Source organism: Nocardia sp. IBHARD005, assembly GCF_052814245.1.
Map to the genome: position 1 here is coordinate 2,755,223 of NZ_CP199935.1, position 23,199 is coordinate 2,778,421.

A 23,199-nucleotide genomic window follows, 5' to 3' on the forward strand; every position below is an offset into this window, starting at 1 on the left:
GTCACACCGATGGGGCTTCAGCGGAGTACCGCTGCTCACTTCCATTATGCGCAAGGTACTCGCGCAGTGCCTGACGCCCACGATGGATCCGGCTGCGCACGGTGCCCAGTTTCACACCGAGCGTGGCGCCGATCTCCTCGTAGGACAGGCCCTCGATGTCACACAGAACGACCGCGGCGCGGAACTCCGGCGCCAGCGAATCGAGTGCTTTCTGCAGGTCGGGGTCGAGTCGGGAGTCGTGGTAGGCGTCCTCGGGGGTGGGGCCTTCGGCCGGCACACGGTCGTAGTCCTCTGGCAGCGCTTCCATGCGGATGCGGTTGCGACGGCGGACCATGTCGAGGAACAGGTTGGTGGTGATGCGGTGCAGCCAGCCCTCGAAGGTGCCGGGCTGGTAGTTCTGCAACGAGCGGAAGACCCGGATGAAGGTGTCCTGGGTGAGGTCTTCGGCGTCCTGGGCGTCGCCGGAGAGGCGGTAGGCCAGGCGATAGACCCGGTCGGCGTGCTCACGGACCAGTTCGTCCCAGGAAGGCATGGCGGCGCGATCGCCGGTCGCGTCGAAAGCGGCGGTGCCGGTGAGTTCGGCGTCGAGTTCTTCGGCTGCTGCCGCGATGAGAACTGCGGGCAGAGTCTGGTCGGTGGCGTCTTGACGCGCCGTGTCTACCATCGGGATGGGACACCTCCTACTCGGGACCGCTGGCACGAAACCTGGCTGGTCCGGGTCAGCGAACCTTGCTTATCGACAATCAACCAGCAACTGTGTGCGGTTGTTCCCTGGTCTCGTGCCCGCCGCGATCGGCTGGCCTTGCGTAGGGCAACTATTTCGTGCCCTGATATGGGTCAGATGTGGAGATCCTGAGTGTGACCTGAGAATTCTGGTCAGAATCGACCCTAGTCCCGTCGGCAACGAAGAACTAGCAGTTCCGGGACCGTTCTGACCGATCAGCAAACTTGCGGCAATTGTTCGGGATCGGTGCGACACAGTGCCGGATCCGTCCCTTTGCTGAATACACAGACCCCTCCGGTGGCCTAGCCTCATAGCTGTGGCATCGAACGTGGAGCGGAACCTGGCCTATGTGGAGGAGTCCGTCGTCGAGGACGAGGTTCTTCTCGAAGCGCGCGAGCGGGCCACCGAATTGGGTGCCGCGCCGGTGCCTGCGGCGGTCGGTGCGCTGCTGAGCATGTACGCGCAGATGCTGGGCGCGCGCTCGGTCGTCGAGGTGGGCACCGGGGCCGGTGTCAGCGGGCTGTGGCTGCTCGACGGGATGCGTGAAGACGGGACGCTGACGACGATCGACTCCGAACCCGAGCATCAGCGCGCGGCAAAAGAGGCGTTCCGGACCGCCGAGATCACGCCGTCACGCACGCGCCTGATCAACGGGCGCGCGCTGGATGTGCTCCCCCGGCTGGCCGATGGCTCCTATGACCTGGTCTTCATCGACGCGGCGCCGATGGAACACCCCCATTACGTCGAACAGGGTGTGCGGTTGCTGCGTGAGGGCGGCGCGTTCATCCTCAACAACGCGCTGCTCGGTGGGCGCGTGCCCGATCAGGATCAGCGCGACCCGGCCACGCAGGCGGTGCGCGCGGCGACTCGCGCGATCGCGGAGAATCCGGAACTCACCAGCGTCTTGATCCCGATCGGCGACGGACTGCTCTGCGCGTCGCGGGGCTGATTGCGGTTCTCGGCCGCCTCGATCTGGACTGACCAGAGGGTGCGACGAAGGAGTGCCCGGCGGGAGGGAAGATCGAGGGAACAGGCCGAGAACCCGCGGCACCAGCCGCCAAAAACTCAGCCGACCCAGATCCCTTTGCCCACGGTGACCACGCCGCCGTTGCTGACCGCGAAACGTTCCCGGTCACGGTCCAGGTCGAGGCCGATGATCTCGCCCTCGCCGACCACCACGTTCTTGTCCAGGATCGCGTGGCGCACCACCGCGCCACGCCCGATCCGCACACCGGGCATCAACACGCTGCCCTCGACCGTGGCGCCGTCCTCGATCACCACGTTCGAGCTCAGCACCGAATTGCGGACCGTCGCCGCCGACAGGATCGAGCCAGCCCCGACGATCGATTCCTGGGCGAGCCCGCCCTGGGCGAATTTCGCGGGCGGCAGGTTCTCGGCGGCGCCGCGGATCGGCCAGTGCTTGTTGTAGAGGTTGAACACGGGGTGCACCGAGACCAGGTCCATGTGCGCCTCGTAGAAGGCATCGATCGTGCCGACGTCGCGCCAGTAGCCGCGGTCTCGCTGGGTGGCGCCGGGGACGTCGTTGTCGGCGAAGTCGTAGACGGCGGCCTGGCCCGCGGCGACCAGCGTCGGGATGATGTCGCCGCCCATATCGTGGTCGGAATCGGAGTTCTCGGCATCGGCGCGGATGGCGTCGACCAGCACGCGGGTGGTGAACACGTAGTTGCCCATCGACGCGAAGGTCACGTTCGGGTCGTCGGGGGTGCCCGGCGGGTGCGCGGGTTTCTCCAGGAACTGGGTGATCTTGCCGGACTCGTCGGAGTCGATACAGCCGAACGCGCCGGCCTCGGCTCGCGGCACCCGGATCCCGGCGACGGTGACGCCCGCGCCCGAGGCGATATGGCTGGCCACCATCTGTTCCGGGTCCATCCGGTACACGTGGTCGGCGCCGAACACCACGATGTAGTCGGGGTCCTCGTCGTAGATCAGGTTGAGCGACTGCATGATCGCGTCGGCGCTGCCGGTGTACCAGCGCGGCCCGAGCCGCTGCTGCGCGGGCACCGGGGTGATGTACTCACCGGTGAAACCGGACAGCCGCCAGGTCTGTGAGATGTGGCGATCGAGCGAATGCGACTTGTACTGGGTGAGCACGCACAGGCGCAGGTATCCCGCGTTCACGAGGTTGCTCAACACGAAGTCGATCAGCCGGTACGCGCCACCGAACGGAACCGCGGGCTTGGCCCGGTCGGCGGTGAGTGGAAACAGTCGTTTGCCCTCGCCACCGGCGAGCACGATCCCGAGTACGTGCGGCTGGCTCCTCACCCTGCTCAAAGTACAGGGCCAGCGCGGCTACGGTGGTCCATGTCGACCCGAGGGTCTGAAGCGTGTGTCTGAGAACTCGACCGGGTGCCGCATCCGGTCCAGTGTCGGTGGCCTGTGTCAGACTCTCCGATGATGAGCCGCCACACCAGCTTCCGGTACAGCCTCGACCCCACGGTCGAGCAGTCCGAGGTGCTCACACGCCACGCCGGTGCGGCCAGGTTCGCGTTCAACCACAGCCTCGGTGTCGTCAAAACCGCCCTCGCCCACCGCACAATCAACCCTGGCCATCGGGTGCCGTGGACCGGGTTCGATCTGATCAACGCGTTCAACTCCTGGAAGAAGACCGAAGCCGCCGGACGGGTGATCGTTGTCGGCGCGGACAGGACAGCCGAGATCAGGGCGACCGGGCTGGCGTGGCGGACCGAGGTCTGTCAGCAGGTGTTCGAAGAAGCTGCCGTCGACTGTGGACGCGCCCTGGCGGCGTTCTCGGATTCCCGCACCGGTAAACGCGCGGGCAGACGGGTTGGGTTTCCCCGTTTCAAGAAGAAGACCAAGACCACCCCGTCGTTCCGGATCCGCAACAAATGCACCAAGGCGGGGCGGGCAGGGATCCGGGTCGGTGACAACGACACCGCACGGTCGGTGACCCTGCCCGGGATCGGTGCGCTCCGGGTACTCGATGACACCCGTCGGCTGCGGCGCCTACTCACCAAAGACCGCGCGAAAATCCTGTCCGCCACCGTTTCGTATCGGGCGAAGCGGTGGTGGATCAGCGTGACCTGCGAGGCCGCAGACTTGCATCCGGCTCACCATCACCTCCCGCGAGGTCACAGCGATAACCTGGGTTGGGTCGGGATCGACCGTGGACTGAGCGTCTTCGCTGTTGCTGCGACCGCCGACGGCGCCGAAATCGCCCGAATCACCGCACCCAAGCCCTTGACCACCGCACTGGACAGGCAACGCCGCCTAGCGAAGTCGGTGTCGCGCAAACAGGCTGGGTCACACAACCACCGACAAGCCACCGCCCGGTTGGCACGCCACCATCATCACCTCGCGAATATTCGCCGTCACTTCGCTCATCAGGTCGCCAACAGGCTGGTCAAAAACCACGACCGGCTCGTGATCGAAGACCTGCACGTGGCGGGGATGCTGGCTAACCACCGATTGGCACGCGCAATCAGCGACGCCGGGTGGGCAGATTTCGCTCGGCTGTTGACTTACAAGCAGGCATGGCGTAGGGGTGCGGTCACGATCGCGGATCGTTGGTATCCATCGAGTAAACGGTGCTCAGCCTGCGCGACGATCAAACCTAGCCTGTCGTTGGCGGATCGGGTGTTCGTCTGTCGATGTGGGTTCCGTGCCGACCGTGACCACAACGCAGCGATCAATCTCGCGGTGTGGCCGACGATTCAACAAGACTTTTCACGATCCCCGGACCCCCGAGCACGGGGCCGGGTTACCAAAGTCCGCCGACGGGAAGGCGCTGGCCGAAGCCCTGTGGGTATCGGTGAAACCGTCCCGGTTGACGCGGGAACAGACGCTCACTCCATACTTGTGGCGTGAGCTGAGGACGCCCGGGAAGGGCGGTGTCCGGACACCTATCAGAGTTTCCGGACACGCTGTAATTTGGGACCGGTGAGTGATGGCAGTGACAGCGAGCAAACGCTGGAGCAACCGAGGCGGGTCGCGATGCTGACCCGGGAGTATCCGCCCGAGGTGTACGGCGGTGCGGGAGTGCATGTCACCGAACTCACCGCCCGGCTGCGTGAGCTGTGCGAGGTGACCGTGCACTGCATAGGCGCGCCGCGCGACGGTGCCGTGGTGCACCGCCCCGACCCCGAGCTGTATGCCGCCAACGCCGCGTTGCAGATGATGTCGGCGCAGCTGCGGATGGCCGATGCCGCGGGCGGGGTGGACGTGGTGCATTCGCACACCTGGTACGCGGGGCTGGCCGGGCACCTCGCCTCGATGCTGTCCGGGATTCCGCATGTGCTCACGGCGCATTCGCTGGAACCGCGCAGGCCGTGGAAGGCCGAGCAGCTCGGTGGTGGATATCGGCTCTCGTCGTGGTCGGAACGCAATGCGATGGAGCATGCCGACGCGGTGATCGCGGTGAGCGAAGGCATGCGTCACGACGTGCTCGACGCGTATCCCGCGATCGACCCTGATCGAGTTCATGTGGTGCACAACGGTATCGACGCGAGCGTGTGGCATCCTGGCCCGCCCGCCGGTGCCGAGGGGCCGGTGCTGGAACGGCTCGGGGTACGCGCCGACCTGCCGATCGTGTCGTTCGTCGGGCGGATCACCCGGCAGAAAGGTGTCGGGCATCTGCTCGCGGCGGCCGCCTCGTTCGACCCTGATATCCAGTTGGTGCTGTGCGCGGGCGCGGCCGATACCACGGAACTCGAGGTGGAGGTCGCCGCCGCCGTCGACGGATTGCTGCGGCGGCGCGGCAACGTTTTCTGGGTGAAGGAGATGCTGCCCGCCGAGCAGGTCCGCCAGATCCTGTCCGCCTCCTCGGTATTCGTGTGCCCGTCGGTATACGAACCACTCGGTATCGTGAACCTGGAGGCGATGGCGAGCGCGACCGCCGTCGTCGCCTCCGATGTGGGTGGGATTCCCGAGGTGGTCGTCGACGGGGTCACCGGCCGATTGGTGCACTACGACCCGGACGCGACGGGGGAGTACGAGCGGGGGCTCGCGACCGCGGTGAACGAGGTCGCGGGGGATCCGGCGCTGGCCGTGCGCTACGGCGAGGCCGGACGGGCGCGGGCGATCGCGGAGTTCGACTGGGCGCGGATCGCCGAGCGCACAGTCGAGGTGTATCGCGGCGTGCTCAGGTAGGCCGTCGGCATCACCGTTCGCATAGCCAGGCGCCCAGCCCGCCGGTAGCCTTGTCCCACAAGGTCTTCAGGACGCATGGGGGTGAGCATGACCAGGATCGAGCAGCTGGAACTGCCGGACGGCACCGAGGTGTTCGCCCGGATAGACGGGCTCGACGGTGCGGAAGGCGACGCCGAGACGCCGGGCGTCACCAATATCGGTCTCGGCAGCCGCCTGGAGAATCTCGGCCCGACCATTCGCGGTGTCGCCTCGTCGGTGCACGCGAGCGTCGCCGGTCTCTCGGCCGACTCGGTGTCGGTGGAATTCGGCATCGAATTGTCCATGGGCACAGGCGGGATCATCGCGGTGATCGCCTCCGGTGGCGCGAAGACCTCGGTCAAGGTCCGGCTGGACTGGGATCTGCGCGGTGACGATGACGCGGAGCAGCCGCAAACCTGACGGAAGACAGGCGATGGACGACGTCGACAACTTGGTGACCGCGGCGGCCTGCCTCATCTGGGTCCGTAACAAGGCGGGACAGTGGAAGGCCAACGGCACCGGCTGCCGGATCGCGCCCGAGTTCGTGGTGACCTGCGCGCATGTCGTGATCGCGGCCGGTGGCCGGGTCGAGGTGGAATTCGGTGACGGTACGCGGTTCGGCGCCGATGTCGCCGCCGCGACCGAGCCGGGCGTCGGCTTCGACGACCTCGCGGTGCTCCGCCTGGACGGTGCGCCCGACGACGCGACCTGCGCGCTGATGGTCGAAGCGGTGATCGGCCGCAGGACCCCGCTGCAACTGTGCGCCTACAACGCCGACTACGCGGGTTTCCTCGATCTCGGGGCGACCACCGCGCTGGAGTTCTCCGCGCATCAAGCGGGCGAGGTCGGCGCCACCTATATCAAGCTCACCGGCGATCAGCGACTGCTCGCCGGGATGTCCGGCGGGCCGGTGGTGTTGCCGGGGCAGGGCGTGATCGGCCTGGTCAAGCAGTACAACAACCGCGATCCGACGGGTGGTGCGGCTGTGCGGTTGCTCGCCGGGTTGCGCCGGCTGTGCCCGCCGGGGCTGTACCGGGACGTCGTCGGCTCGCACGATCGGTATCACCGGGCCGACATGCGCTGGTCGGATGTCGTCGGCGGCGAGGCCACGATCCGCCGCCTGCTCATCGACCTCAACGGCGTGTGCACCGGGCTGCCCGCCGCGGTCCAGGATCAATTGCGGGCCGAGCTCACCGAGGTCATCCTCGCCAATCACCTCGAGGTGCCGACCGATTGGCGGTTGATCCGTGATCTCGCCGAGTACGTGGCGATCGAGGCCCCCGGCGACGACCGTCTCAATCTGGCGCGGTGCGCCTGGCTCATCGGCAGCCGCGCGGCCGCTGCCCCGGATCGCGAGGCGATCGCGGCCATCGCCCGGCGCGCGGCCGGTCGACGATTCGTCAGCCTCGACCGCTCGATGCGCGACCGCTTCGGCAGGCTCGCGCCGAAGCCCCCGCGGCCGGGCGGCGTGCCGATCACCCTGTTCGCCATCATCACCCCCGACGAAACGCCCGGTACGCCGGCGGGTTCCGAGCAGGGGCATCGCTACGAAATTCATCGCCGCACCGGTGCCGGCGACATCATCGGGGTGCGGTCGGCGACATCGATGCCGAGTTTCACCGCGGCCAAGGCGGCCGTGAAAGTCGCGCTGGACGACCAGCTCCAGCACCTGGACGCCGACGGCGCCGAGATCGAGATCGTGGTCGCGCTGCCCGACGACTACCTCACCGCCGACCTGCTGTGCCGGTGGCTGCGACCCGATGAGCGCCCGTTCCGCCAGTTCATGATGCGGTTGCGGCGCAGCGCGACCTGGGAGAAGCCGGCCGAGCAGATCCGGGAACTCGAGCAGCGCTGGAACCGGTTGCGCGCGGGCGGGGCGCTGGCCTGGCTGGCCTGCGCCGACGACCGCTCCGGTGATCTGCGCGCGCTGCACGCACTCGTCGAGGCCGACGGACTCGATGCCCCCGTCGACGCGCTCGGCATCGCCGAACCACCGACTCCGGCCGTGTTCGCCGCGGCGGGCGCCAACGCGCTGCCCGTCCTGATCTGGCGCGACGAGAGCTGCCCGGATCGGTCACCCGGTCACCCCGAGTGCGGCGGTCAGTATTTCGTCGACCGGCTCGTCACCGAGCTCGGTGACAACGGCTGGATCGATGGGCATCCGGTGATCTGGCGCGAGCAGTGCCGCTCGGCAAAGGCGCAGCGGGACAATGATTTCTGGCTGCGCGTCGTGTACGTCCTCGACATTCCGGGGCACAGCAGAAGGAAGCCACACCCGCTGGCGGGGCCACCCGCCGTGTCAGGAGGATTTCGATGAACGCACCGAGCTGGCACGTGTTCCTCGGTGGGGGTGAACCGCGCCCTCAGGCCTGGGACGCAGTGCCGAAACCTCTGTCGGCGCGGGCATTCGACGGCACGCCGCTCGACTACACCCCGGCCGGCGCCGTACCGCAGACCGAACGCAGGCTCGGCACCGAGGGCATCGGCGCGCATCAACTCCGGCCCGCCGACCTCGATGTGATCAACGCGGCGATCTTGTGCAGGCGCCCGCTGCTCGTCACCGGCGCCCCCGGTCTCGGTAAGTCGTCGCTGGCCTATCTGATCGCCAGGGAACTGGCGCTCGGCCCGGTCCTGCACTGGCCGATCACCAGCCGCAGCACCCTCGGTGACGGGCTCTACACCTATGACGCGATGCGTCGTTTCGAGGAAGCGCAGCTCTCGCGACGGTGGTGGCGTGATCCGCGGGCCGGGGTCGCCGATTTCGTCACGCTCGGTCCGCTCGGTACCGCGCTGTTGCCAAGCCGCCGGCCACGGGTGCTGCTCATCGACGAGATCGACAAGGCCGACGCCGACCTGCCCAACGATCTGCTGCACGTGTTCGAGGACGGCGAGTACACGATCAACGAACTGCGCCGCATTCGCGCGTATCGTCCGCAGGTGTCGGTGGTCGCGCACGACGCGGGCAGGCAGGTGCCGATCACCGACGGCTTCGTGCGCTGTCACGCCTTCCCGATCGTCGTGATGACCAGCAACGGCGACCGTGAGTTCCCGCCCGCGTTCCTGCGCCGCTGCCTGATGCTGAAACTCGAAGAGCCCGACCGTGATCAGCTCGAGCGGCTGGTTGCCTCGCATTTCGGCAGCGAGGTCCCGCGCGAATACGACGACATCATCGCCACGTTCCTGCAGCGGCGAGCCGATCTGGGGGCTTTGCCCGCCGACCGCCTGCTCACCGCGTTGCACGTGCTGACCCACGCGGGCGGCGACGCCACGCTGGACCGGCAGAGCCTGGCGCGCACACTGTTGCAACCGATCGGGCCGGGAGACTGAAACATGTCCAAGCTGGGCGAGTTCGTGGCGGCTGTCGACGCGCTGGAGCTCGACGCGCCCGCGATGGCTGACGCGCTCTGGCTGGCAGCCCACATCACCGAGCAGCAAGCAGGTCCCGCCGCCTCGGAGCAGTACGCCGAACACCGTACCGATGTGGTCGCCCACCATGATCCGGCCGTCGCGGCCGAACGCGCACCGGAGCGGGGCGTGCCGGTCGATGTGCACCGGCCCGCGCAGGCGTCGAGCGCCGCCGCGCGCGGGGATCGTCCGGTCCGGCTGGTCGCGCCGCGTGCGCTGACAGGTTGGCGCACGGTGCTGCGCGAACTGCGCCCTGTCACCCGGCCGATCCCCGGTCGGCGGGAGAGCTTCGACGAGGTGGCCTCGGCGGAGCGCAGCGCGCGGATCGGCAGGCCGTGGGCGGTGACCGGGCCGCGGCCGGGCCGCGAACGCGACGCGGTCCTTGTGCTGGATCTGAACTCGGCGATGGTTGTGTGGAGCAGGCTGGCCGAGGAAGCGCGGGCGTTGCTGGAGTCGGCGGGATTCCGCACGTTCACCGTGCGATTCATGGCCGAGCGCGCCGACGGCGCGTTGCGGTTGTCGACCCGGCCGCAGCAGGAGCCGCGACAGCCGCTGAGCGACCTGCGTGACCCGTCGGGGCGACGGGTCATCTTCGTGCTCAGTGCCTGTCTCGGCGATACGTGGGGGCGCGGCACCGGCGCCGCGCAGCTGGCGGAGCTGGCCAGGTTCTCGCCGGTGGTGCTGTTGCAGCCGTTGCCGAACTTTCTGTGGCGGCGGACCGGTCTGGATTGGGAGAGGGGACGAATCGCTTCGGTGATCGGGCCAAGCCCTTCGCCCCTGCGCGTCGTCGCGGGCACCGACCCTGCGGTGCACCCGATTCCGGTCCTCGAGCTGGGCCCTGGCTGGTTCAGCCCATGGGCGCAGGTGCTGGCGGGCGAGCGGCTCTCGGCCGAATATCCGCTGCTGCGCGCGCCGTCGGTGCCCGCGCAGCCGCCGCCGCTGGGCCGGCGCCAAGATGACGAACTCGGCGCGAATCCGGTCGAACGGGTCCGCCGTTTCCGGGCCGGATCGTCGCCGGAGGCGTTCCGGCTGGCGGCCGGACTCGCCCAATTTCCGTTGCGGCTACCCATCATTCGGTTGGTCCAGCGGGTGCTGCTGCCGGGCAGCGGGTCGAGCGTCCTGGCTGAGGTGCTCGCGGGTGGGTTGATCCTGGATGCCGTGCCCGGTCTGGCTCCCTACGGCGTGCCAGAGGACAGTCGCGCGTTCGAGTTCCGGCCCGGCGTGGCCGATGTGCTGCGGGCGGCGATGGCGCGCAGCGAGGTGCTGCGGGTGCGGGCCGCCGTGTCGGACCACCTGTGCGCGCACTACGACGTGCCGGGCGTGGTATTCCGGGCGACGCTGTCGTATACCGGCGAGGGCGAGGGTTTCGCCTATCTGTCACCGGAGGTCCTGCGCGTGCTGGCCCCGCACTATGCGGCCGAGGGGGCGGCTGTCGACGTGGACGCCGGAGATCGGCTGATCGAGGCGGCCGCGGCGGCGGTGCGGTCCGGCGACCGGGCAGCGGCGGTGTCGGCGCACCGGATCGCGCTGGCCGCGGTGCCCGTGCGGCACCCGTCGCGGATCTCGCTGCTCGACACCTTGAGCGCACTGCTGGCCACCGACAGCGACAGTGCCGACGCGCTCGACGAGGCGATCGGGGTGGCGAAGCTGGCGATCGGCGAAGCAGGCGCCGATGATCCGGCGCGCCTTGCCGCGCTGGGAGATCTTCTGGTGCAACGGTATTCGCGCTTCGGCGGGCTCGACCATCTCGCCGACGCCACCCGGCTGCTGCGGGCCGCCTACGAATCCGCTGACCCCGCCGACGAGGGATATGCCCGGCTGATCGATCGGCTGGCCGAGGGAACCATCCTGCGCTGCCTCGCCACCGAGGAGGCGATCTTCGGCTGGGACGCGATCGACCTCTACGAGAACGCGCTGGAGACAACCGATTCCGGCCAGCGGCGCCGCACCGTCCAGCTCGGGCTGGCCAAGGCTCAGCTGGTGACGGCGACCGTGTCGGCCTACCCGGATGCCGAGGTGCCCGAGCAGGTCACCGCGCTGTTCCTGGCCGCTACCGCCGATTCCTCGGCGACGGTCACCGATCCGGCTTTCGAGATCGCGCTCCGAGCCGCGGTAGCCGCCGCGATCACCGCGATCGGCGCGGGCAAACTCGCACCGCGGCACGCGGATTCGCTGGTCTCGATCCTGGCCGGCAGCGCGGTACCGGTACCGACCGAGGTGATATCGCAGTTGCGTGCCGCCCGGCCGAGCGGCGCGCGGTGACAGCCGCCGCGGCATGGCCACGGGTCCGCACCGCGCTGCATGTACTGGTGGTGGCCGTCGGGGTCGCTGTCGCGGCGGGGCTGTCGGCTGCGGTGCTGAAGTGGTTGCTCGATGCGGCCACCAAGCTGATCTTGGAAAGACTTGTCGCGCTGCCGATGTCGGCGTCCGCCTGGGCCGGGCCGATACCTCGGGGCAGTGGTTGGCTGCTGCCCGCGGTGGTCGCCGCCGGGCTGCTGGCCACCGCGTGGGTCGGCCGGATCGGGCGCGGCACCGTCAACGGAACCGACGGGGTGATCGCGGCGGTGAACAGCCGCGACCTGACCGGGCTCGATACCCGGGGTGGCACAACGAAATTGGTGAGCACGGTGCTCACTCTCGGTACCGGTGGGTCCGCGGGCACCGAAGGGCCCGTCGCGCAGATCGCGGCCTCGGCGGGCGCGGTCGTCACGCGGTGGGCGCGGCTGCCCGAGTACTGGGCCGCCGTCCTGGTCGGCTGTGCCATGGGCAGCGGGGTGGCAGCGCTGTTCCAGACCCCGGTCGGCGGTGCGCTGTTCGCGGCGGAGATCCTGCGGCGGCGCGGTCTCTCGCCGCGAATGATCCTGCCCGCGGCGGTCTGCGCGCCGATCGCGTTCGCGGTGTTCGTCGCGATCCACGGTAGGCATCCGATGTTCGGCACGGTGGCTTTGGGGCCGCTGTTCGATCCGGTGATCACCGGTTTGCTCGCCGCCGTCGGTCTTGCCTGCGCGGTGGTGGCGTGTGTGTATGTGGCGGCATTGCGGACGGGCAGTGCGGTGCGCGCCGCGCGGCCCGGGCGGATGGTACTCGTCGCGCTGTCGGCGGGCGCGGTGGTCGGGCTGGTCGGGCTGGTCGTTCCCGCGTCGCTGTCCACCGGGTATTCGGCGGCGGGCGCGACCATGACGGCGGCGGTGGTACTGGCCGCACCGCTGTGGATGCTCGCCCTCGCGCCGGTGGCCAAGATCGTGACGACGGCGGTGACGCTCAATACCGGCGGCTCCGGCGGCGTTTTCGGGCCCGCGATGGTAGCGGGCGCATTCACCGGCGCGTTGGCGTGGCGGCTCGCGAACGAGGCCGGTTTGCCCGTCGGTGCCCCCGCCGTGTTCGTTGTCGCCGGGCTCGCGGCCTGTGTCGGAGCCGCGGCCAGGGTACCGCTGACCGCGATCGCGCTCGCCACCGAATCGGTGGGCGCGACCGTACCGCCCGCCGGGCTCGTGCTAGCGGTCGTCGTGGCAACCCTGGTGACGCGCAGCGTGATGCTGTTTCCGAGCCAGGCGGACGGTTGCGAACGAACGAGGCCGCCGCACCAGCCGATATCGGTACTGTGGAAACGAAAGAGCGGGAAGGGAGACCCGGGGGGAATGCGCGAATCGGGTTTCAGCGGACGGTCCGGAGCGGGCGTGAGCACAGCCATCGGCTGCGCGCACAGAACCGAATCGCCGACGGTAGGGCAGGTCACCGACCTGTCCGCTGTCGATCTCGAAGAGCTCGCGCCACCCGATGATCCGGTGATGACCGCGCTCATCGATCGCGCGGTCGAGCGCCGCGCGGCGGCCGGGATCGTCTTCGCCGGGCACAACAGCAACTCGGGGGCGTGATCGTTCGATGCCAGCCCCCGCCCGCTACCTCGGCATCTCGGCCGACCAGCTGACCTCGCTGGCCCGCGGCCGCGATCACCCCGGCATCGCGTCGCTGCTGCGCCGGGCGTGGCTGAGCCGAAATCTGACCTTCTTCGCCGCCCTGTCCACCGCACCGCAGGTCAGCTCGACCGGCAACGGGCAATCGCCGCTGGACACCCTCATTCGCGCCCAGCGGGTCGATCGCGCGGCGGTCGACAGTGTGCTGACGCACCCGAGATTCGGGGCGTGGGCGGCCTACTGTGCCACGGCGGCACCCGGCCGCGGGCAGTTCGCCGACCCGATCGGGTTCGCCGCCTCGTTCGCTGTCGCCGCCGCACTACGCGCCGGTATCGAGTTCGCGCTGCCGATTCCGGTGGTCGGCGGCGTAGGCGTCGTCCCCGGCCTCGGCACTGTCAGCGGGGCCGACGGCGCCTACCTGCCCGTTCAGGGGCGCCACGGCAGGCTGGAACTCGACGGCGGGCAGACGTGGAATCCCGTGCGCACCTGGCGCTCCGGGGACTCGACGTTCGAATTCGACGACCTGCCACCCACCCCGTCGGCTTGGCCGGATCAGGCCGTCGCACCACGGTGGATGCCGATCGCCGATACCGAATACGGCTGGTGGAAGGGGTGTTTCGATACCGCGCGGCAGCTCCTCGACGACACCGTTCCCGAACTCGCCCGTCCGCTGACACACGGCATGCGCGCCGTGGTGCCGCGCTCGCACGAGAACACCGGCTTCGTGACCTCCACCCTGGTCGACGCCTTCGGCGCGGCGGCGATGATCACGCCGGTCGACGGCATCGGCCTGGCCACCGGATTGCTGCACGAATTCCAGCATTCGAAGCTGGGAATCGTGCTGGAACTGGTACCGATGATCGCCTGCGACACCGAGGTATCGCTGCCGTCGCCGTGGCGTACCGGGCCCCGCCCGCCCAGCGCGGTACTGCACGGGGTGTACGCGCACCTCGCGGTGGGGCGCTTCACCCGCGGGCTCGCGAGTTCGACCGGGTCGGCCGAACTCGCCGAGCGCGCCGATACCGCGCATCGGCAGACCGTGAATGCCTGTGCGGCACTGCTGGATTCCGGCACCTTGACCGAGATCGGGCACACCTTCGTCACGGTGCTGCGCCGGACCGTCGACGACGATGCGCGCGCGGTTGCCGCGATGGGGAAGGAGTGACTGTGCCGATCACGCTCGTTCACGTCGCCAAGGACTCGGTGTGGGTGCGTTGGCTGCGCCAGGAGTGGATCGACCGGCTCGCGGTCACCCGGATGGTGCCGGGCATCGAAGTCGTCGATGTGGTGCCACCGGCGGGGGATCTGATCGTCATCGTCAGCGAGGTACTGCTGGAGGTGTGGGATAGGGAGTCGTCGAACTGGGCCGAGCTGGTCGCCGCGGTCGCCGATCGCGCGGTCACGGTGTGCCTGCGGGGGGTCGATGCGGCGGTGCTGCCTGCGGCGCTGGCCGGCCTGCCGCTGGTCGACCTGGCCGCGGACGAGGATCATGTACGCGCGCGGCTCGGCCTACCGCCCGCCACCGGCGCGCTGCCATTGCGCGGGGACCGGGTTCGTTTCCCCGGGTCGACGACGGGTGCGCCGAGGGTGGTGCCCGAGTCGCTCACCGAACCGCGCTGGTTCTACGGGCGGTACGGCGAACTGGACGGCATCCGGGCCGGACTGGCCGTCACCGGGTCGGTGGTCCTGGTCGGTACCACCGCGTCGGGCAAGACCTCGCTGGCCAAGACCTACCTCGACCGGCATCGCTCCCAATACGACCTGATCGCCTGGGTGAACGCGGGGAATCCGACGACGTTGCGCCATGACCTCGTCCGTCTCGCCGGGCCGCTCGGCATCGAGCATGTCGTCGAAAATCAGGACGCGCACCGGCTGGTCGTGCAGCATCTGGTCGGGATGCCGCAGCGCTTCCTGCTCGTCTACGACGACGCGCGCCCCGATTCGGCAGGCGATCAACAGGCGGTGGGTTCCAAGCCCGCGCCGCTGGCCGAAGTCGTCCCGTGGGGCGGCAACGGGCACATTCTGTTCACCTCGAAAGTCCAGCGCTGGCAGGGGCCCCACACCGTCACGGTCCCGCTGTTCACCGACGACGACGGCGCCCGATTCCTCAGCTATCACGTGCCCGACCTGGCCGGCGACCTGATCGAACTAGCGGTGCGGGCGTCGGCGGGCAGCCCGCTGCTGCTGCACACGATGGCGCGCCGCGGCCGTGAGGACGCGGCCCGTCTCGCCGCCGACCTCCGCGAGAAGGCCTTCACCGCAAAGCCATTCATACTCGACAAAGCCGATGCCCGCGAATATCGGGCGGTACAGCGGATACTCGGCAACTCGTTGCGCCGGCTCATCGACGCACCCGCCGGATCCGACGAGCGCGCCGCCGGCTACCTGCTGCGACTGCTCGCCTACTTCGCGCCGAACATGCCGATCCCGCTGGTCCTGCTCGAGGCAGAGCCCGACGGTGTCCCCGTGGCCGACACCGTCGATCCAGGCTGGCAGCACACGATCCGCCGCAGTCTGCGCGACGAGGACCGGCGCGCGCGGTTGCTCGAACTCATCCGCACCGAATCGCTCGCCGACACGCTCACCTTGACGAGCGCGGTGGCTGTCGCGGCGACCGGGGTGGTGCTGCACTCGGTCATCACCATGGGCATCCAGGTCAATCTGTCCGATGGCCGCGTGCGGAGCATCCGGCACGAAGCCCATCGCATCCTGTGTGCCGCCGACCCGCGCAGGCCCGACCTTCCCGAACACTGGGAGCGCTACCACTGGCTGTGGCGTCAACTCGATCCGAGCGGCGCGCTGGCCTGTGACCGGCTCGGCGATCCGAGGCACTCCTGCGGTGGCTTGCTCGGCCTTACCGGCCACATCGTGCAGGCGTTGCGCAACCGCAGCGAACTCACCGCGTCGGCCTCGCTCGGCGAGCGCGCCGCCGACGCGTGGGCACCGCATCTGGGTGCGGACCACATCGGGATCGTCCGGCTGTGCACCACCACCGGCAATGTGCTGTGGCAGCTGGACCGTTGGGAAAAGGCACACGAGATCGCACAGCGAGCACTGGCAGGGGTGACGCCGAACCGGGACCGATATCCCGAGGAGTACACCGCTGCCTCGGATCTGATCGCGGCCTGCCTTCGCTCGTCCGGGGACTGGGCCGGATCGGTGGGCTACAACGAGGCCTCCTACGCGACGGTGCGCGCGGTCCTCGGGCCGGAGCATCGCGAGACCTTGCGCGCTCAGCACAATTTCGCGGTCGCGGTGCGCATGATGGGCCGCTTCGCCGAGGCGCTCGAGCTCGACAGCGCCGTCTACGCGAGCCGGCGCGGTGACCCCGACGACGAGGACCAGATCTTCGCGCTGCACTCACGCAACAACGTCGCCCGGGATCTGCGCGAACTCGGCCGATACACCGAATCGGTGCGGGTTCAGGAGGAGGTGGTGCGCGACATGCTCACCCTGCTCGGTGACCCGCGTCAGCAGCACGTGCTGCGGGCGGAGAAGAACCTGGCCGTCTCCTACCGCAAGGCGGGCAGCTTCGCCGACGGCTACCGGTTGCAGTTGCGTGCCCTCGACCACCACGTCGGGGTGTACGGGCCCGACCACCCCGAATCGGTGGCTGCGCGCACCAACCTGGCCAACGACTGCCGCCTGCTCGACCGGCACGACGAGGCGCTCGAACTGGCCGAGGAGGCTTATCAGCGGTGCGCGGCCGTGCGCCCCGCCCATCCCTACACCGCCGCCTGCGCGGTGAACTTCGCCGCGGCACTACGCAACGCCGCCGACTTCACCGCCGCGCTCGACCTGGACCGGCAGGCCGTGCGGATCTTCACCGATCGCCTCGGCGCGGACCACCCGTACACTCTCGCGGCCTGCACCGGGATCGCCGGCGATCTGGCCGGGCTCGGCGAATACGCGGAGGCGGCCGAGATCGGCGCGGCGGTGCTGGACCGGTCGACCGAGACGCGCGGCGCCGACCACCCGTACACCGTGCAGGCGGCGACCAACTACGCGCTTGACCTGCGGGCGCTGGGCCGGGTCACCGAAGCCGACCGTCTCGAGGCCGATTCGCTGAGCAGGTATCGCGCGACGCTTGGCCCGGATCATCCGGACACGGTGCAGGCGACGCAGCGGCGGCGCGGCACCTGCGACGTCGAACCGCCGCCGATGTAGCCGCTCAGGAAATCGGTAGGTAGGTCGACACGGTCACCGAGGCCGTCACCTCGGTGATCTCGGGTAGGGCCGCGATGCGTGGATCATCGGCGGGGGTGCCGTGGAAGGCCGACGGGCCCATCGCGACGACGTGGGTGACGTCAGGGCGGGACAGCTTCATCGGGAACTCGACGGCGGTGTGCTCGGCGCGGGTGAAGGTGCCTGCCAGGGAGTCGGCCAGGCGGCGGTCCTTGTCGGGGTCGACACTGACCATGCTGAGCGGGCCGATCAGCTCGCCCAGATGCCGGGCCGTGGGAGTGACGACGACGAAGCGCCCGCCCGGTGCGAGGACGCGGGCGACTTCGGCCGGGTTGCGCGGGGCGAAGACCGAGAGGACGCCGGTGAGGGTGTCCTCTCGCAGGGGCAGGCCGCGCCAGGCGTCGGCCAGTACCGAGGCGGCGCGAGGGTGCGCGCGGGCGGCTCGGCGCGCGGCGGGTTTGGCCACGTCCAAGGCGATGCCGAAAAGGCCGGGGTGTGCGTCGAGGACGTCGGCTAGGTAGTAGCCCGTGCCCGCGCCGATTTCGAGCACGGTGCCAGCCGATGCGGTCGTGCGCACGAGCGGCATCGCGTCGGCGTGCGGTGGTGTTGCGGCGAGTTCGGTCGTGTCGTCGCGGGCGGGGATGCCACGAGTTCGGTGGCCGTCCGCGGTGCCGAAGGCGTGCGCGATCGCCGCGGCGATCGGGGCGAAATGGCCCGCACCCTGAAAAGCGGCGCGGGCGTCGAGCATGTCGGCGGTATCGCCGGTCATTTTCGTCGATGCGCCGGTCAGCAGCCCGACATAACCCTGGCGGGCGATGTCGAAGCTGTGACCGGTACCGCATCGCAGCGCACGATCGTGCGGTTGCAGTTCATCGCCGCACTCCGGGCAGGCCAGAAGTGCGGCAACCTCGGTCAGCGCATTCAGCTGGTGACGCTTTTCAGTTCGTCACCGAGCGCCGCAGCCTCGTCCGGTGTGAGTTCGACGACCAGACGCCCGCCACCCTCGAGTGGAACCCGCATGACGATTCCACGACCTTCCTTGGTTGCTTCGAGGGGACCGTCCCCGGTACGGGGCTTCATGGCCGCCATCCTCTGCTCCCTCCAGATCTGCGCGGTGGTTCTGCGCACTGTTTTCTCGTCTGCCGGTTGTCGCCAACCAGCGGGCTCGCCGGGTGTTCGGCGGGCCACACTGGTCCTATTCTTCCCTATTGCCGTCGCGAGCGGACACCTGAGTGCGAAATGTGACTGCCGAGTCGGTTCCGTTCGGTGCCGCGCTCACCCAGCAAACATCCAGGTGATCGTCCACCATGCCGGTGGCCTGCATGAGGGCATACGCCGTCGTCGGGCCGACGAAAGCGAACCCGCGACGCTTCAATTCCTTTGCCAGAGCAACGGATTCGGGTGTGGTGGCGGGCACATTTGCGATCGAGGTGGGCCGTGGGCGTGGCGCGGGTGCGAAGGACCACACCAGCTCGTCGAGGCTCACCGGCAGGTCGCGAGCAACTCGGGCGTTGTTGATCACCGCGTCGATCTTGGCCCGGTTGCGCACGATGCCGACGTCGGCCAGCAGCCGCGCACGGTCGTGATCACCGAATTCGGCGACCTTCGCGATCTCGAAACCGGCGAACGCGGTGCGAAACGCCGGTCGCTTACGCAGGACGGTGATCCAGGCCAGCCCGGACTGGAAAGCTTCGAGGCAGAGCCGTTCGAACATGGCGTCGTCGCCGTGCAGGGGCCTGCCCCACTCCGTGTCGTGGTAATCGCGGTACAGCTGTGAGCCGGTCGACCAGTCGCAGCGAACGAGGCCGTCGTCGGCGAGCTCGCTCACCCGCGATCCTGGCCCGCCGCCACCTGCGCCTGCCACTGCCGAGCCTGCGCCAGCTCGAACTCGAGTTCATCGATCCGCTCGGCCAGCCTGCTCAGCGCCCAGTCGACCTCACCGGCCTTGTACCCGCGCACCACCTGCTGGAACCGCAATGCCCGCACATCGGCCCCCGTGACCCCATCGGCGGGCAGCACGGTAGCGGTGGTCCCCTCGGGCAACGACCCGAGCTCCTCGGACCGCCCGAACACCGCACTGGCGACGAGAAACAGCATCGCCGCGACCAACCCGACGATGAGCACGTAAAGAAGCAGCGTCAGCATTAAGCTCCCCCGCCTCTCCGGGAATTCAGGCCGGACTCGTGCGCGGACTCGCGTGCCGTTGGCGGCCGACGGCTCTCGTAGTGATCAGGTTCGCCCGTACCCGGTGAGTTACCCATGTTCTTACAGGTGCCGGGTGGTGTCGATCCCCAGGGACATGCCCGCCAGGCCGCGCTTGCGGACGGCGAGTTTGTCGGCGATGCCGAGCAGGGCGACGGCGGCCGGGTTCTCCGGGTCGGAGAGCACGATCGGGTTACCGTCGTCGCCGCCTTCGCGCAGCGCCTGTTCGATCGGGACCTGGCCGAGAAGTGGCACGTTCGAGCCGACGGCGCGGGTGAGGCGGTCGGCGACGACCTGGCCACCGCCGGAGCCGTAGAGCTCCATGCGGGAACCGTCGGGCAGGTCGAGCCAGGACATGTTCTCCACGACCCCGGCGATGCGCTGGCGGGTCTGCAGGGCGATCGCACCCGCGCGCTCGGCCACCTCGGCGGCCGCGATCTGCGGGGTGGTGACGACCAGGATCTCGGCGCTGGGGATGAGCTGGGCCAGGGAGATCGCGACGTCGCCGGTGCCGGGCGGCAGGTCGAGCAGCAGCACGTCCAGGTCGCCCCAGAACACGTCGGCGAGGAACTGCTGCAGCGCGCGGTGCAGCATCGGGCCGCGCCACACCACGGGGGTATTGCCCTGGGTGAACTGCGCGATCGAGATCATCTTCACGTCGTGCGCGACCGGCGGCATGATCATCCGCTCGACCTGGGTGGGCTTGGCGTCGGAGCCGAGCATGCGCGGGATGGAGTGGCCGTAGATATCGGCGTCGAGCACACCGACCGACAGCCCACGCTGTGCCAGCGCGACGGCCAGGTTGGCGGTGACGCTGGACTTGCCGACGCCACCCTTGCCGGAGGCCACCGCGTACACGCGGGTCAGCGAACCGGGCTGGGCGAACGGGATGACCGGCTCGGCCGAATCGCCACGCAGCGATTTACGCAGCTCGGTGCGCTGCTCATCGCTCATCACATCGAGGTCGACGGTCACCGCCCCCGCCCCGTTGACGTCGGCGACGCCCTTGGTGACCCGCTGGATGATCTCGGTCCGCAACGGGCACCCGGAGGTGGTCAGGTAGATCTCGATGTGCACATCACCGCTGTCGGCGATGGCGATGGACTTGACCATGCCCAACTCGGTGATCGGTTTGCGGATCTCCGGATCGTCGACCTTCGCGAGCGCCGCCCGCACATCCGCTTCCGTAATCACTGACATACCCTCGATGTTATGCGTCCCCGGATCGGCCGACGATACGGGGACGACAGTCGATGGCCGGTGGGGCCGGTTCCTAGTGGATCCGGGGGAGGTCCTGGGGCTTGGGGGCGAGGCCGCTGGAGTACGAACCCGACCAGGCCATCACGTTGGCGACGTAGGCCATCGAGTTGTTGTAGCGCAGGATGGCCTTCGATTGCTGCGAGAGATCGCGCATGTTCAGGCCGCCGTCGCACAGATAGCGGCCCGCGGTGAGGGCCGCGTCGAAGAGGTTCTGGGGGTCGGAGATGCCGTCGGCGTTGCCGTCGGCGGCGTAGCGGTGCCAGGTTTCGGGCAGGAACTGCATCGGGCCGATGGCGCGGTCGTAGCCGCCGAGGCCGTCGAGCTCGCCGCCGTCGCTGTCGTGGATGACATTGTTGCCCGAGAGGCTGCCGTCGAGGACGGGCCCGTAGACCGCCTTGATCGGATTGCCCTGCGCGTCGGCCTTGCCGTAGGCGTGGGTGGATTCGACGCGGCCGATGCCCGCCAGCAGCGACCAGGACATCCCGCAGGTCGGATTCTCCACGGCCAGTTGCTGTTCGGCGGTCTGATAGGCGGCGACGGCGATGCCGGGAATGCCGAGCGGACCCGCGGGCATATCGGCGGATGTGCGATCACCCGAGAGCGCAACGGTTTTCACGACCGGCGTGGCCGAGGCCGACTGGCGCGCTTGCGCGTGGACGACCTCGGCGACATCGGCCTGCGGCGCCGCGACCAGCTCGGCCGACGCCTCCGGCTCGGCGCCGGGCAGCAGGTCGTGCTCGACAGCTGCGTTGGTTGCTGTGGTCGCCTCGGTGGCGGCCGCGGTAACGGCTACCAATCCAGCGGGGACCAAACCGGTCAATGCGATGAGCGAGCTACGCCGAACCGTTGTAGCAGGCTGTTTCCGATGACGACCCACTGTGTGGTGCCCTCCTCAACCGTGTTGGATGAGAAGAGATTACCGCACCCGAGACCTTTTTGTTACCCCTCTGTGATCTGAGTTTCGGTTTGATTTCTACGGAGCCGGCGCGGGGGCGGGCGGCAGCGGGATGACGATGCCGAACGGCAGCGTGATGCCGGGTTGCTGGGTCGGCGCCACCGGTGCGGGCTCGGCGGGTGCGGGTTCCTCAACGGGCGCGACACCTGGTTCCGGTGTCTTCTCCGGTGTCTTCTCCGGTGTGACTGGAGCGGGCTTCTCGGTGGGCTCGGCGGCGGCCGGGGTGCACGCGGCGGGTTCGGCCACTGGCTGCTCGGGCACCGCCGGATCCTTCGGCGCCGCGGCGCCGTAAGTCTGCTCGGCGGGCTGGTCGACGGGCTGCCCCGCGGGTTCGAGCGGGTTCGGCATCTGCGCGGGCACCGGCTCGCTCACACAGGTTTCGGGCGGTGCGACCGGCGCCGGGCAGAAGATGCCACACGGAATCGGCGGCAGACCGGGCAGCGTGATCATCACCTGGGTCGGCGTGGTGACCTTCGGGGTGGTCGGGGTGGGCGTGGTGGTGGTTGGTGTGTTGGTCGAGGCGGCCAGCACATTGGGCGCCACCAGTGGGCCGCTGCCCGGCGGGATGATCTCCGGCGAGATGGCCACCTGGCTCGGGGCGCCGCCGGTGCGATACGCCGCCGACCAGCTCAGCACATTGGCCGCGTAGGACATGGAGTTGTTGTAGCGCAGCACCGCTCGCAGTTCCTGGGCCGCCTCGCGCAGGTTCATGCCACCTGAGCAGAGGTACTTGCCCGCGGCCAGCGCGGCGTCGAAGACATTGTGTGGGTCCGCGGCGCCGTCGCCGTTGCCGTCGGCGGCGTAGTGCACCCAGGTGCTCGGCAGGAACTGCATAGGACCAAGCGCCCGCACGAATCCGCCGTCGGCTTCCTTGATGATCTCGTTGCCGGGCAACGTGCCGTCCAGTGCGGGCCCGAAGATCGGCGTCGTCGTCGTGCCTGCGGGATCGGTGCGGCCACTGCTGGCGTGCCCGGATTCGATCCGGCCGATGCCCGCGAGCAGGTTCCAGGTGAGCCCGCAGCCCGGCTGCGCCGATTCCATGGCCAGCTCGGCATTGCGGTAGGCGGCGAGCACGATCTCCGGGATGCCGAGTGCGCCGCTGCCGAGGGGTAGCGAAATGCTCTGTAGCGGAACGGTTCCCGCGAAGGGCGCGGCACTGTTGGCGTTGGGCGAGAGGGCGCGCAACCGGCGCGGGGCCTCCTGCGCGATCGGCAGCAGGCCGACGATCTCGGACGGATCGACTTCGGGCGTGTCCTCGGCGGTGCTCGCGGTGGCGGCCAGCAGGGCTTCCGGTGCGGTCGGCGCGGTGCTCGAGTCGATGGTATTCACCCCAGACCCCGAGGCGACGAGACCTGCGACGACAAGGGCCGACATCGTTATCGGAGCAGAGATTCGCACGGCCACACCCT

General features: G+C 69.1%; 19 protein-coding genes. 10 read left to right on the plus strand and 9 right to left on the minus strand.

Translation table 11 applies throughout. From position 1 onward, the window contains the following. Nucleotide 1: 1 nt before the first annotated feature. On the minus strand, nt 2-664 hold the full coding sequence (gene sigE / locus ACTWPB_RS12890) for an RNA polymerase sigma factor SigE (RefSeq protein ID WP_446225883.1): 663 nt from the start codon (nt 662-664) through the stop codon (nt 2-4). Nucleotides 665-1,040: 376 nt separating this feature from the next. Here sigE and ACTWPB_RS12895 point away from each other — a divergent pair, with 376 nt between their 5' ends. Continuing rightward, nucleotides 1,041-1,673 (plus strand): O-methyltransferase, encoded by a 633-nt coding sequence (locus ACTWPB_RS12895; protein ID WP_446225884.1) that lies wholly within the window; start codon nt 1,041-1,043, stop codon nt 1,671-1,673. A gap of 116 nt (nt 1,674-1,789) precedes the next feature. On the opposite strand, the gene glgC is transcribed toward ACTWPB_RS12895, so the two are convergent. After that, a complete protein-coding gene (glgC, locus tag ACTWPB_RS12900; protein ID WP_446225885.1) occupies nt 1,790-3,007 on the minus strand; it encodes a glucose-1-phosphate adenylyltransferase in 1,218 nt (405 codons plus the stop codon). A 114-nt stretch (nt 3,008-3,121) separates the two neighbouring features. Here glgC and ACTWPB_RS12905 point away from each other — a divergent pair, with 114 nt between their 5' ends. The 9 genes from ACTWPB_RS12905 (at nt 3,122) to fxsT (ending at nt 17,355) form a co-directional block, all read left to right on the plus strand. Further along, entirely contained in the window at nt 3,122-4,570 is a 1,449-nt protein-coding gene (locus ACTWPB_RS12905; protein WP_446225886.1) for an RNA-guided endonuclease TnpB family protein, read from the plus strand. A gap of 126 nt (nt 4,571-4,696) precedes the next feature. Beyond that, a complete protein-coding gene (gene glgA / locus ACTWPB_RS12910) occupies nt 4,697-5,851 on the plus strand; it encodes a glycogen synthase (RefSeq protein ID WP_446226320.1) in 1,155 nt (384 codons plus the stop codon). 87 nt (nt 5,852-5,938) lie between these two features. Then, complete coding sequence (locus ACTWPB_RS12915; protein WP_446225887.1) at nt 5,939-6,289, plus strand: CU044_2847 family protein; 351 nt, start codon at nt 5,939-5,941, stop codon at nt 6,287-6,289. Nucleotides 6,290-6,302: 13 nt separating this feature from the next. Then, entirely contained in the window at nt 6,303-8,186 is a 1,884-nt protein-coding gene (locus tag ACTWPB_RS12920; protein WP_446225888.1) for a S1 family peptidase, read from the plus strand. Further along, nucleotides 8,183-9,196: an AAA family ATPase gene (locus tag ACTWPB_RS12925; RefSeq protein ID WP_446225889.1), complete on the plus strand. Its 1,014-nt coding sequence runs from the start codon at nt 8,183-8,185 to the stop codon at nt 9,194-9,196. The genes ACTWPB_RS12920 and ACTWPB_RS12925 overlap by 4 nt, the downstream gene beginning before the upstream one ends. 3 nt (nt 9,197-9,199) lie before the next feature. Continuing rightward, nucleotides 9,200-11,536 (plus strand): SAV_2336 N-terminal domain-related protein, encoded by a 2,337-nt coding sequence (locus ACTWPB_RS12930; protein WP_446225890.1) that lies wholly within the window; start codon nt 9,200-9,202, stop codon nt 11,534-11,536. Beyond that, on the plus strand, nt 11,533-13,149 hold the full coding sequence (locus tag ACTWPB_RS12935) for a chloride channel protein (protein ID WP_446225891.1): 1,617 nt from the start codon (nt 11,533-11,535) through the stop codon (nt 13,147-13,149). The genes ACTWPB_RS12930 and ACTWPB_RS12935 overlap by 4 nt, the downstream gene beginning before the upstream one ends. Nucleotides 13,150-13,156: 7 nt before the next feature. Continuing rightward, on the plus strand, nt 13,157-14,353 hold the full coding sequence (locus ACTWPB_RS12940) for an aKG-HExxH-type peptide beta-hydroxylase (RefSeq protein ID WP_446225892.1): 1,197 nt from the start codon (nt 13,157-13,159) through the stop codon (nt 14,351-14,353). Between the two features lie 2 nt (nt 14,354-14,355). Then, a complete protein-coding gene (gene fxsT, locus ACTWPB_RS12945) occupies nt 14,356-17,355 on the plus strand; it encodes an FxSxx-COOH system tetratricopeptide repeat protein (protein ID WP_446225893.1) in 3,000 nt (999 codons plus the stop codon). A gap of 4 nt (nt 17,356-17,359) precedes the next feature. Here the strand turns inward: fxsT and ACTWPB_RS12950 are convergent, their stop codons facing one another. The 7 genes from ACTWPB_RS12950 to ACTWPB_RS12980 form a co-directional block, all read right to left on the minus strand. Then, entirely contained in the window at nt 17,360-18,298 is a 939-nt protein-coding gene (locus ACTWPB_RS12950; protein WP_446226321.1) for a putative RNA methyltransferase, read from the minus strand. Further along, entirely contained in the window at nt 18,295-18,462 is a 168-nt protein-coding gene (locus ACTWPB_RS12955; RefSeq protein WP_011211259.1) for a DUF3117 domain-containing protein, read from the minus strand. Before ACTWPB_RS12955 ends, ACTWPB_RS12950 begins: the two co-directional genes overlap by 4 nt. A 106-nt stretch (nt 18,463-18,568) precedes the next feature. After that, a complete protein-coding gene (locus ACTWPB_RS12960; RefSeq protein WP_446225894.1) occupies nt 18,569-19,201 on the minus strand; it encodes a DNA-3-methyladenine glycosylase I in 633 nt (210 codons plus the stop codon). Further along, on the minus strand, nt 19,198-19,518 hold the full coding sequence (locus ACTWPB_RS12965) for a DivIVA domain-containing protein (protein WP_446225895.1): 321 nt from the start codon (nt 19,516-19,518) through the stop codon (nt 19,198-19,200). Before ACTWPB_RS12965 ends, ACTWPB_RS12960 begins: the two co-directional genes overlap by 4 nt. A 120-nt stretch (nt 19,519-19,638) precedes the next feature. Then, nucleotides 19,639-20,775 carry an Mrp/NBP35 family ATP-binding protein gene (locus ACTWPB_RS12970; protein WP_446225896.1) on the minus strand — a complete coding sequence of 379 codons (1,137 nt, stop codon included), beginning with the start codon at nt 20,773-20,775 and terminating at the stop codon, nt 19,639-19,641. A 73-nt stretch (nt 20,776-20,848) separates the two neighbouring features. After that, a complete protein-coding gene (locus tag ACTWPB_RS12975) occupies nt 20,849-21,712 on the minus strand; it encodes a lytic transglycosylase domain-containing protein (RefSeq protein WP_446225897.1) in 864 nt (287 codons plus the stop codon). 96 nt (nt 21,713-21,808) lie between these two features. Continuing rightward, a complete protein-coding gene (locus ACTWPB_RS12980) occupies nt 21,809-23,119 on the minus strand; it encodes a lytic murein transglycosylase (RefSeq protein ID WP_446225898.1) in 1,311 nt (436 codons plus the stop codon). Nucleotides 23,120-23,199 lie beyond the last annotated feature (80 nt).